The organism is Streptomyces sp. TRM64462 (assembly GCF_013362995.1).
GTDB lineage: Bacteria > Actinomycetota > Actinomycetes > Streptomycetales > Streptomycetaceae > Streptomyces.
The window spans coordinates 1-10,499 of the sequence record NZ_JABWDV010000028.1 but is presented as its reverse complement, the minus strand read 5'-3'; the positions used below and the strand labels follow the sequence as shown (position 1 = coordinate 10,499).

Annotated in this window: 14 protein-coding genes; 8 read left to right on the top strand and 6 right to left on the bottom strand. The window is 73.9% G+C overall.

Annotated features, from left to right (window positions below):
* The coding region (locus HTZ82_RS01320; RefSeq protein WP_175407384.1) for an AfsR/SARP family transcriptional regulator at nt 1–852 on the bottom strand (852 nt) is incomplete at its 3' end.
* Between the two features lie 87 nt (nt 853–939).
* On the opposite strand from HTZ82_RS01320, the gene HTZ82_RS01315 reads away from it, so the two are divergent.
* Nucleotides 940–1,761, top strand: a complete 822-nt coding sequence (locus tag HTZ82_RS01315; RefSeq protein ID WP_175407383.1) for a site-2 protease family protein — start codon at nt 940–942, stop codon at nt 1,759–1,761.
* Here HTZ82_RS01315 and HTZ82_RS01310 read toward each other — a convergent pair.
* Nucleotides 1,751–1,939: a hypothetical protein gene (locus HTZ82_RS01310; RefSeq protein ID WP_175407382.1), complete on the bottom strand. Its 189-nt coding sequence runs from the start codon at nt 1,937–1,939 to the stop codon at nt 1,751–1,753. The genes HTZ82_RS01315 and HTZ82_RS01310 overlap by 11 nt on opposite strands.
* 71 nt (nt 1,940–2,010) lie before the next feature.
* On the bottom strand, nt 2,011–2,343 hold the full coding sequence (locus HTZ82_RS01305; RefSeq protein WP_175407381.1) for a helix-turn-helix transcriptional regulator: 333 nt from the start codon (nt 2,341–2,343) through the stop codon (nt 2,011–2,013).
* A 142-nt stretch (nt 2,344–2,485) separates the two neighbouring features.
* Here HTZ82_RS01305 and HTZ82_RS01300 point away from each other — a divergent pair, with 142 nt between their 5' ends.
* Nucleotides 2,486–4,135: an MFS transporter gene (locus HTZ82_RS01300; protein WP_175407380.1), complete on the top strand. Its 1,650-nt coding sequence runs from the start codon at nt 2,486–2,488 to the stop codon at nt 4,133–4,135.
* Nucleotides 4,136–4,153: 18 nt separating this feature from the next.
* Entirely contained in the window at nt 4,154–4,378 is a 225-nt protein-coding gene (locus HTZ82_RS32685) for an FAD-dependent oxidoreductase (protein ID WP_302852188.1), read from the top strand.
* Between the two features lie 111 nt (nt 4,379–4,489).
* Here the strand turns inward: HTZ82_RS32685 and npdG are convergent, their stop codons facing one another.
* The gene (npdG, locus tag HTZ82_RS01290; RefSeq protein ID WP_175407379.1) at nt 4,490–5,185 is read right to left on the bottom strand and encodes an NADPH-dependent F420 reductase; all 696 of its coding nucleotides are present in this window, start codon (nt 5,183–5,185) and stop codon (nt 4,490–4,492) included.
* Nucleotides 5,186–5,276: 91 nt separating this feature from the next.
* Between npdG and HTZ82_RS01285 the strand changes: the two genes are divergently transcribed.
* Together HTZ82_RS01285 and HTZ82_RS01280 are read left to right on the top strand one after the other, a co-directional pair.
* On the top strand, nt 5,277–5,885 hold the full coding sequence (locus HTZ82_RS01285) for a hypothetical protein (RefSeq protein ID WP_175407378.1): 609 nt from the start codon (nt 5,277–5,279) through the stop codon (nt 5,883–5,885).
* An 88-nt stretch (nt 5,886–5,973) separates the two neighbouring features.
* Nucleotides 5,974–7,239, top strand: a complete 1,266-nt coding sequence (locus HTZ82_RS01280) for an MFS transporter (protein WP_175407377.1) — start codon at nt 5,974–5,976, stop codon at nt 7,237–7,239.
* A 102-nt stretch (nt 7,240–7,341) separates the two neighbouring features.
* Here HTZ82_RS01280 and HTZ82_RS01275 read toward each other — a convergent pair whose 3' ends face one another.
* Nucleotides 7,342–7,578 (bottom strand): hypothetical protein, encoded by a 237-nt coding sequence (locus HTZ82_RS01275; RefSeq protein WP_175407376.1) that lies wholly within the window; start codon nt 7,576–7,578, stop codon nt 7,342–7,344.
* Nucleotides 7,579–7,636: 58 nt separating this feature from the next.
* Between HTZ82_RS01275 and map the strand changes: the two genes are divergently transcribed.
* Entirely contained in the window at nt 7,637–8,494 is an 858-nt protein-coding gene (map, locus tag HTZ82_RS01270; protein WP_175407375.1) for a type I methionyl aminopeptidase, read from the top strand.
* A gap of 145 nt (nt 8,495–8,639) precedes the next feature.
* Nucleotides 8,640–9,305, top strand: a complete 666-nt coding sequence (locus HTZ82_RS01265; RefSeq protein WP_175407374.1) for a heme oxygenase (biliverdin-producing) — start codon at nt 8,640–8,642, stop codon at nt 9,303–9,305.
* On the opposite strand, the gene HTZ82_RS01260 is transcribed toward HTZ82_RS01265, so the two are convergent.
* The gene (locus HTZ82_RS01260; RefSeq protein ID WP_175407373.1) at nt 9,295–9,969 is read right to left on the bottom strand and encodes a PhzF family phenazine biosynthesis protein; all 675 of its coding nucleotides are present in this window, start codon (nt 9,967–9,969) and stop codon (nt 9,295–9,297) included. The genes HTZ82_RS01265 and HTZ82_RS01260 overlap by 11 nt on opposite strands.
* Before the next feature lie 71 nt (nt 9,970–10,040).
* Between HTZ82_RS01260 and HTZ82_RS01255 the strand changes: the two genes are divergently transcribed.
* On the top strand, nt 10,041–10,499 hold a 459-nt coding region (locus HTZ82_RS01255), incomplete at its 3' end, for an FTR1 family protein (RefSeq protein ID WP_175407372.1).

The window sequence follows — 10,499 nt, the reverse complement described above, 5'->3', positions numbered from 1 at the left end:
CGGTGCCGGTGCGAGTTCTGGGGAGGGCCCCCGGGTGCCGGGTGGGGGCGCGGTCGTGGCGGACGCGGGTGCCGGTGCCGGTGCGGGTTCCGGGGACGGAGCCCGGGCGCCGGGTGGGGTGGCGGCCGGGGCGGGGGTGAGGAGCGTGGTGTGGAGGGCGCGGAGTTCGGGGCCCGGGTCGGTGCCCAGGCGGGTGGCCAGGCGGCGGCGTACCGTCTCGTAGGCCGCGAGGGCCTCCGCCGGGCGGCCCGTGGCGCACAGGGCGCGGATCCGCAGCGCGTGCAGGGGCTCGTCCAGCGGGAACGCGTCGCCCAGGGCGGCCAGTTCGGGCAGGGCCTCGTCGGGGCGGCCCAGCGCCAGGAGGGCCGCGAGCCGGGACCGGACGGCGCCGCGCCGGCGGGTCTCCCAGCGTGCGGCCTCCGCCGTACGGCCCGGCAGGTCCGCCAGGACCGGGTCCCGCCACAGGGCGAGGGCGTCGTCCAGGACGGCCAGGGCCTTCTCCGGTTCGCCCGCCTCCAGGGAGCGTGCGCCGTCGGCTGCCAGGCGGTCGAAGCGGTGCAGGTCCACGGCGTCCGGGGCGACGGCCAGCCGGTACCCGCCGGGCCCCGACACGACCGCGGCGGCACCGAGCGCCCGGCGCAGCCGCCCGACCAGCGCCTGGAGCGCGGCCACCGCGTCGGCGGGCGGCTCGTCCCCGTCCCACACCTCGTCCACGAGCACCGCGACCGGCACGGTCCGCCCGGGCCGCAGCGCGAGCACGGTGAGCAGCGCCCGCAGCCGCGCGCCCCCCACGGGCACGGCCGCGCCGTCCAGGCGCCGGACCCGCGTCGGCCCGAGTACGAAGATCTGCACGGCCCCATTGTCCGTGACGGCCCGCGCGGCGGTACGGCCGGAGCATCCGGGGCAGGATCCGTCCGACGTACACGAGGAGGTTCGCTCATGGCTACCGATGCGCTCCGGCGGCGGGACCGGCGGCCCAGTCCGGTCTTCCTGGGGATCGCCGCCGTCACGGCGGCCGCCGGGTGGGCGGTGTGGACCGGGGGCGGCGGCGCCGGCATCGGCACGGGTCTTGCCGTCTTCCTCTTCGTCACCGGGGCGTGGATCGTCTCGCTGTGCCTGCACGAGTACGCGCACGCCCGTACCGCGCTGCACAGCGGGGATCTGTCGGTGGAGGCGAAGGGCTATCTGACGCTCAACCCGCTGAAGTACACGCACGCCGTCCTCAGCGTCCTGCTGCCCGTGCTGTTTCTGATCATGGGCGGGATCGGCCTGCCGGGCGGTGCCGTGTTCATCGAGCGGCACCGGATCCGGGGGCGGCTGCGGCACAGCCTGATCTCGGCGGCCGGGCCGCTCACCAACGCCCTGTTCGCGGCCGTCTGCACGGCGCCGTTCTGGCTGGACGCGCTGGACGGCGTGCCGGCCGGGTTCCGGTTCGCGCTGGCGTTCGTCGCGCTGCTCCAGGTGACGGCGGCGATCCTGAACCTCCTGCCGGTGCCGGGCCTGGACGGTTACGGGGTGCTGGAGCCGTGGCTGTCGGAGCGGGTGCGGCGGCAGGTCGAGCCGTTCGCGCCGTACGGGCTGATCGCGGTGTTCGTGCTGCTGTTCGCGCCGGAGGTGAACCAGGCGTTCTTCGGGCTCGTCGACGGGGTGCTCGGCGGGCTGGGCGTCACCGGGGCGGAGCCGTACTGCGGGCGGGACGTCTACCGCTTCTGGCAGGAGACGCACCCGGACTGCGCGTTCCTGCTGGAGGTCACTCGGTGACCTGGCCGCGGGCGGCGGCGGCGCGGTCGCGGCGCCAGTAGTACCAGGTCATGTTGGAGCTGACGCCGGCCAGCAGCACCCACACGATGCCGAGCCAGATGCCCTGGACGAAGGAGACCACGGCCGCGGTGGCGGCGAGGACGCACACGACGAGGCTGTAGAGCGCGAGGCGGGGCATGGGAGTCGGCTCCTGTCCGATGGCGGGGGTGTTGCCCGTCCAGTGTCCCCCATGCCTGGCCGTGCTCTCCGTCAGGGCGCGGGGCGCGGTTCCGGCGGGTTCTTCCTGATCAGGTCGAGGAGGCCGGGGAACCGGGTGTCCAGGTCGGCCGTGCGGAGCTGTGCCATCCGGCTGTTGCCCCGGTCGACCTGCCGGATCAGCCCGGCCTCCCGCAGGACGCGGAAGTGGTGGCTGCGGGTCGACTTGGAGACGGGCAGCCCGAACGACGAGCAGTGCCGCTCCACGCCCTCGGACGCGTGGGCGAGGACGGAGACGACCTCGTAGCGGAGCGGGTCGGACAGGGCGTTCATCACGGAACGCAGATGCATCTCGTCGAGTGAGGGGTGTCCCTCTGCGTCGGGCATGGCGGCGACTCCTGGATCGGGGGCGTACCCGGCGGGCGGCATGAGCGGTATGAACAGAGCATGGAGGTTCTACTTGCATCATACCTAGGCACCGTGCCACCTTTAGGTTCGACAAAAATCGAACCTCACGCGGAGCACCCCCATGTCCACAGAGACAGAGCCGGCAGAGACTCAACCGGCGGAGACCAGGCCGGCCGCACAGGCCCCGGCACAGGCCCCGGCACAGGCCCCGGCACAGGCCCCGGGCGGCGCCCGGCAGACGCTGACCCTCGCCGCCGTCCTCCTCGCCGTGTTCGTCGTCCCCATGTCGATCTCCGGCACCGCCGTCGCCCTGCCCGGCATAGGCGCCGACACCCGGGCCGGACTCGTCCCGCTCCAGTGGGTGGTCAACGCCTTCAACGTGGCGTTCGCCTGCTTCACGCTCGCCTGGGGCTCGATCGCCGACATCGTCGGCCGCGTACGGGCGTTCGCCGCCGGCGCCGCCGTCTACGCCGTCGCGTCGCTCGGCAGCGCCATCGCCGGGAACGTGCTCCTCCTCGACGTGGCCCGCGGCCTGGCCGGCCTCGGCGGCGCGGCGATCTTCTCCTGCGGCAGCGCGATCCTGTCGACCGTCTTCACGGGCCCGGCCCGCGCCAAGGCGTTCGCCCTCTTCGGCACCGTCGCCGGTATCGGCGTGGCCATCGGCCCGTCCGTCTCGGGCGCGCTCGTCCAGGGCCTCGGCTGGCGCTGGGTGTTCGGCCTGCACGCCGTCGCCCTGGGCCTGGTGCTGCTCGCCGTGCCGGCCATCGCCCGCTCGGTGACCGAGCCGCGCCGCACCGGCGCCCGGATCGACGTGCCGGGCAGCGCCCTCTTCGTCGTCGCCATGCTGCTGCTGACCACCGGCATCGTCCAGGGCTCCCAGTGGGGCTGGGCCAGCGCCGGCGTCCTCGGGCTCTTCGCCGGGACGGTCGTGGCCCTGGCCGTGTTCGCCGCGGTCGAGAAGCGCCGCGCACACCCCATGCTGGACCTGAGCGTGCTCGCCAACACCCGGTTCCTGGCGCTGTGCCTCGTCCCGGTCGCCGCGTCGTTCGGGTTCGTGACGATGCTGACGTACCTCCCGACGTACCTGACGTCCGTCGGCGGGTACAGCAGCGGCGGCGCCGGGCTCGTCATGGTGCTGCTGACGCTGCCCGTGTTCATCTGCCCGATGCTCGCCGCGAAGCTGGTGTCGCGGGGCGTCCCGGCGCTCGGCCTGCTGTACGCGAGCCTCGCCTGCCTCGTCGTCGGCGACCTGGCGCTCACGCTGTTCAGCCCGGACGTCGCCATCGCCGTCGTCGCCCTGCCGATGCTGGTGACCGGCGCCGGCATGGGCCTGTCCGCCGGGCTCGTGGACGGCCAGGCCCTGGAGAACATCGCCCCCGAGAAGGCCGGCATGGCGGCCGGGTTCCTCAACACGCTGCGGCTCGGCAGCGAGGCCGTCGCCGTCGCCGTGTACGGCTCGATGCTGGCCACCACGCTCGGCTCGAAGATCGGCTCCGGCATCGACGGATTCGCCGGGGCGGGCGATCCCGCCCAGGTCGCCAACCAGGTGGCCGGCGGCGACCTCGCGGCCGCGGCGGAACGCGTCGGCGGCGACCAGCGGGGCCCGTTCAGGGACTTCCTCGTCGGCGCGTACGACTCCGCCTTCGACACGCTCCTCTACGTCCTGGCCGTCGTCTGCCTCGTCCTGTTCGTGGTCGTCGTCGCGCTGTGGCGGCGCGGCCGCACCGCTGCCGCTGCCGGTGCCGCCGCCGCTGCGGCACAGAACGCCTAGAAGCGCGAGGAGCCCTTCATGTCCCCGACACGGCACTACGGTGTCGCGGTCGTCGGCGGCGGGCCGGTCGGCATGCTGCTCGCCGCCGAACTGGCCCTGCACGGCGTCGACACCGTCGTACTGGAGCGCGACACGCGCACGCTGGAGCTGGGCGCGCGCCACGCGTCTCCGGCCTCCACTGGATGGTCATGGTCATGGAGGCGGCCTCGCGGTCGTCGGCGGCCAGCCGCATCTCCAGCGTGACACCGACGCGTTCGGCGCCGCGGTGCTTCTCGTCCGTGAGCGTGCCTCGGGGAGGGCGCGCGCCGCCCACCCGCGACGCCCCGCCTCCCCGCGAACAGCCCCGCCGAGCGGCTACAGGTCGGTCACGCGCAGCCCCGCGTGGGCCTTGTAACGGCGGTTCACCGAGATCAGGTTGGCCACCAGCGACTCGACCTGGTGGGCGTTGCGCAGCCGTCCCGCGAAGACCCCGCGCATCCCGGGGATACGGGCGGCCAGCGCCTGGACCAGGTCGGTGTCCGCGCGCTTCTCGCCGAGCACCATCACGTCCGTGTCGATCTCGTCGACCGACTCGTCCTGGAGCAGGACGGCCGAAAGGTGGTGGAACGCGGCCGTCACCCGCGACTCCGGCAGCAGCGCGGCGGCCTGCTGGGCGGCGCTGCCCTCCTCCGGCTTCAGCGCGTACGCGCCCTGCTTGTCGAAGCCCAGCGGGTTCACACAGTCGACGACCAGCTTGCCGCGCAGCTCGTCGCGCAGCGCCTCCAGCGTCGCGGCGTGGCCGTCCCACGGCACGGCGACGATGACGATGTCGCTGCGGCGCGCGCACTCGGCGTTGTCGGCGCCCTCGACCCCGAGGCCCAGCTCGGCGGCGGCCGTACGCGCCCGCTCGGCGGCACGCGAGCCGATGATCACCTTCTGCCCGGCGCGGGCCAGCCGGTACGCGAGACCCCGGCCCTGGTCGCCCGTACCGCCGAGCACGCCGACGACGAGTCCGGACACATCGGGCAGGTCCCACGGGTCGCGGGTCTTCTTGATCTCCGATTCAGTCATGGTGGTGACACTACGTGCCACACTCCCCGAACGGGTGACAGGGCGGTGAAGCCCCGCCACGCCGGCGGCCGCGCGGGCAGGATGCGGCGCCATGGATGCCGTACGGGTCGCCCTGCTGCGTGAGGTACTCGCCGGAACCGAATGGCCCGCCGCCGCGCGCCGGTTCGCCGGGGCGCTGCGGTCGTCGGTCGTGCCGCAGGGCGGCGGGCTGCTGCTGGTGGGCACGGAGCGGTACGAGCCGTGGCACCTGGCCGCGCACCTGGTGGACGAGGCCATGTGGTCGGGCCGCCCGGAGCTGGCCCCGGTTCTCGTACGCCATGAGGTGCGGCCTGCCGACCCGGCGCACCTGTCCGTGGGCCTCGGCCGGCTGGAGGCGGCGGGGCGGGGCGCGACGCTGCTGGTGGTCGCCCCGGACAGCCCGGACGGCGGGCTCCTGGAACGTGTCCACGACGCACGGCGCGCGGGCGCGACGGTGCTGTCCCTGGACGGCGGCGACAAGGAGGTCCACGCCCTCGCTCACGAGGCCCTCACGGTGTCGCCGGAGCACGACGAGGGCGTCGACCTGGACACCGTGCAGCACCTGGTGAGCGCGGCCGCCGGCGAGAACAGCCTCCCCGCCCCGCGCGGCCGCCGCCGCTTCCGCGACCGCCTGTCCCGCATCGCCGACCATCTGACGTCCCCGCCCCCGAGCCGCTGGTAGCCGCGGCGGCGGCCCGGCCGCCCGGACGTGGCCGGTTCCGCGAAAACCGATTGCCGCCTCCGGGTGGGCGCGTCGACCATGACCCCTCGTGAAACAGAAGCTCGCCGCGCTGCTGCCCGACCTGTCCCCCTGGCGTTCCTCGCGGGACTTCCGGCTGCTGTGGGTGCAGGGCCTGATCGCCTACTTCGGCAGCTTCACGGCGATGGTCGCGCTGCCGCTCCAGATCAAGGACCTGACCGGTTCGCCGCTCGCGGTCGGCGCGATGGGCGCGGTGGAGCTGGTCCCGCTGATCGTGTTCGGGCTCTACGGCGGGGCGCTGGCCGACGCCGTCGACCGCCGGAAGGTCATCCTCGCCACGGAGGCCGGCCTCGGCCTGCTGGCCGCCGTCCTGCTGCTGAACGCGCTGCTGCCGGACCCGATGCTGTGGCCGCTGTACGTCGTCGCGGGCGGCGTCTCCGCCATGGCGGGGCTCCAGCGGCCCGCGCTCGACTCGCTGATCGCCCGGATCGTGCCGCACGACCAGCTGCCCGCGTCGGCCGCGCTCAACGCCCTGCGCTGGCAGCTCGGCGCCATCGCGGGGCCAGCGCTGGCGGGGCTCGTCGTGGCGTACGCCGGTCACGGCACGGCGTACGCGACGACCGTGTGCTGCTTCGCCGTCTCCGTGCTGCTGTGCCTGCGCCTCTCCCCCGCCCCGCCCGCCGCCGGCGGCGACCGGCCGTCGCTGCGCGGCATCGCGGAGGGCGCCAGGTACGCGTGGTCGCGGCCGGTGCTGCTCGGCACGTACGCGGTCGACCTGGCCGCGATGCTGCTCGCGTTCCCGCACACGCTGTTCCCGTTCCTCGCGGACGAACTGGACGCCGAGTGGTCCCTCGGCCTGATGTACGCGGCGGGGTCCGTCGGCTCTGTGCTGCTGAGCCTCACCAGCGGGTGGACGTCCCGGGTGCGGCGGCACGGCCTGATGGTGGTGTGCGGGGCCGCGGGGTGGGGGCTGGCCGTCGCCGCGGCGGGGTGGCTGTCCAACGTGTGGCTGGTGCTGGTGTGCCTGGCCTTCGCGGGCGCCGGGGACATGCTGAGCGGGCTCGGGCGCTCCACGATCTGGAACCAGACGATCCCCGACGAGCTGCGGGGGCGGCTCGCGGGGATCGAGGTCCTGTCGTACAGCGTGGGGCCGCAGCTCGGGCAGGTCCGGGCGGGCGCGATGGCGGGGTGGACCGGGACGCGGGGGGCGATCTGGGGTGGGGGTGCCGCCTGTGTGGCGGCGGTGGCGGTGCTGGCGGCGGCGCTGCCGAAGCTGGTCACGTACGACGCCACGACGGACGAGGACGCCCTACGCCGCAAGGCCGCCTCGCTCTAGGCCGCAGAAACCCGACGTTCGGGCCACAGGGCCGGTCCCGCTGTGCCCACCCGTTCCGCCCTTGGCGGAACGCATGCCCACAGCGAGACCGGCGGCGACGGGTCAGGGCTCGGGGTTCGGGCGCTCGGGACCCGGGGTGTCGTGCCAGCGGGGGTCGGTCTCCCATTCGAGGTTGCGTTCCTGCGCCGTCTCCATCGCGTGGGACGCCGCCTCTCGGGAGCCGTACGGACCGAAGCGGTCCTTCGCGGGGCACTCCGGCCCCTCCTCGACCTTCTTGTGCTGCAGGCAGTAGTACCACTCGCCCGGCTTCCCCGCCGTGCGCTTCTTGAACAGGGCCATGTCCGGCTCCTTCCTCTGACGCCATGGTGCCCCGCGCACCCTGGTTAGACTCGCTGGCATGTCTGGCCAGTCGCTGCTCGCCCCCGGGGAGCTCTCCCCCACCCGTTCCGTTCCCGGCTCCATCCGCCGCCCCGAGTACGTCGGGAAGCCCGCCCCGAGGCCGTACGACGGCCCCGAGGTCCAGGACGCCGACACCGTCGAGCGCATGCGCGTCGCGGGCCGTATCGCCGCCCGGGCGATGGAGGAGGCCGCCAAGCTCATCGCTCCGGGCGTCACCACCGACGAACTGGACCGGGTCGCCCACGAGTACATGTGCGACCACGGGGCGTACCCGTCGACGCTCGGCTACCGGGGCTTCCCGAAGTCGCTGTGCGCGTCGATCAACGAGGTCATCTGCCACGGCATCCCGGACTCCACCGTCCTGCGCGACGGCGACATCGTGAACCTGGACGTCACGGCGTACATCGGCGGCGTCCACGGCGACAACAACGCCACCTACCTGTGCGGGGACGTCGACGACGAGTCGCGGCTGCTCGTGGAGCGGACCCGGGAGGCGCTGAACCGGGCCATCAAGGCCGTCAAGCCGGGCCGCCAGGTCAATGTCATCGGCCGGGTCATCGAGTCGTACGCCAAGCGGTTCGGCTACGGCGTCGTACGGGACTTCACCGGGCACGGGATCAACTCGTCCTTCCACTCCGGGCTGATCATCCCGCACTACGACTCGCCGCACGCCACCACCGTGATGCAGCCGGGCATGACGTTCACGATCGAGCCGATGCTGACGCTGGGCACCCATGAGTACGACATGTGGGAGGACGGCTGGACGGTCGTGACGAAGGACCGCAAGCGGACCGCGCAGTTCGAGCACACGCTGGTGGTGACGGACACCGGGGCCGAGATCCTCACGTTGCCCTGACGGCCACGAGGGGTACCGTTTTTACCGACAGGTCGTCGGAAAGCAGTTGACTTAGGTAAGCCTAAGTAGCAGGATCGGCGTATCGCCGACCCATCGCCGACCTACTGCTGCTCTTCCGTACCCATTCGGTCCCCGGAGGCCCGCCTTGGACGCTCGCGCCACCGCCACCCCGTTCTCGACGCTCATCCGCACCGCGTCCCACGAGGCGCACACGGAGGCGGAGACGTCGACCTTCATGAGCGATCTGCTCGGCGGCCGGCTGGGCGTGGACGCCTACGCCCGCTACACCGAGCAGCTCTGGTTCGTGTACCGGGCCCTGGAGGGCGCGGCCGACCGGCTCACGGACGACCCGGTCGCCGGGCCCTTCATCCGGCCCGAGCTGTTCCGCACCCCCGCCCTGGAGCGGGACCTGGAGCATCTGCGCGGCCCCGGCTGGCAGGACGGCGCCGTTCCGCTGCCCGCCACCGCCGCGTACGCCGACCGGGTCGCCGAGTGCGCCCGCACCTGGCCCGCCGGGTACGTCGCCCACCACTACACGCGCTACCTGGGCGACCTGTCCGGCGGCCAGATCATCCGCGACAAGGCCGAGCGCACCTGGGGCTTCGCGCGTAAGGGCGACGGCGTCCGGTTCTACGTCTTCGAGGGCATCACCAACCCGGCCGCCTTCAAGCGCGGCTACCGCGAACTCCTGGACCGGGTGAACGCCGACGACCTGGAGAAGCAGCGCATCGTCGACGAGTGCAAGCGCGCCTTCGCCTTCAACACGGCCGTCTTCCGCGAGCTGGGCGAGGAGTTCCCGCTCAGCGCCTGACCCGCCGGGCGTCGGACGGGGCGACACGGCGCACCCGGCCGCCCAGTTCGATCACACCGTCAGGGCCGGGTGCCGTCATGATCTGCGAGCCCCGGCCCTGCGTGATGTTCAGGGCGCGGCCGAGCGCGGCCGTGAGCAGCAGCGCCGCCGCGCCCGTCGCCTCGTCCTCCTCGATGCCGTCGCCGCGCCCGGGGAAGCCGCGGGCGCGGACGCGGCCCGCCGCCTCCTCCTCCCACGCCCACGCGTACACCCACTCGCCCGGCGGCGGCACCTCCAGCGCGTCGACCTCGGCGGCCGAGCCGTACTGGCGCAGGGTGCGCGGGGGCGCCCACTCGGTGCGGGCCTCGATCCAGGTGAACTCGCCGTCGCCGCGCGCCCACACCTCCCCCACCGGGAGGTCGAGCACCTCCACGTCGAGGAGCCAGGCGGCGCCCACGAGGGGATGGCCTGCGAAGGGCAGGCGGACGCTGGGCGTGTAGATGTCGACGGTGCCGCGCTCCGGGTCGTCGACGAACACGGTCTCGCTGTAGCCGAGTTCCTTGGCGAGTGCCTGCCGTGACGCCTCGTCGGGGCAGGCCGCGCCGTCGCGTACGACACCGAGCAGGTTGCCGTACCGCCCGTCGCCGCTGCAGAAGACGGCCAGGACCTCGTGTGCAGTGGTCACTCCGGCATGGGTCACTCCGGCATTCAAACACGCGGCGCCCACGCGACCGGCGGGTACGGTGTACCGCGCGTATGCGAGGGGGGTTCGGTGTGCTGGCGACGCATCTGACGGGGCTTCGGGGCGGTCTGGAGGCCGCGCTGGTCATCGGGCTGCTGGCCGCGTGGCTCGTACGGGGCGGGGAGCGGCGCGGTGAGGGGCGAGGTGGAGAGGGGCGAGGTGGAGAGGGGCGAGGTGGAGAGGGGCGAGGTGGAGAGGGGCGAGGTGGCGGGGTGCGGCCGCTCGCCGGGGGTGCCGTGGCGGCGGCCGCGGTGGCCCTGGCGTTCGGGTGCGCCTTCGAGTTCGGGTCCCGGGAGCCGACGCCGGAGGCGCGGGCGCTGGTCGCCGGCGCCCTGTCGGTGGCGGCGGCCGGGGCCGTGACGTGGACGGTGCTGCGGCTGCGGCTGCGCGGGCGCGCGCCGGGGGCGGGGCTCCTGGTGTGCGTGGGGTTCCTGGTGGTGGCGCGGGACGGCCTGGACACGTCGCTGTTCCTG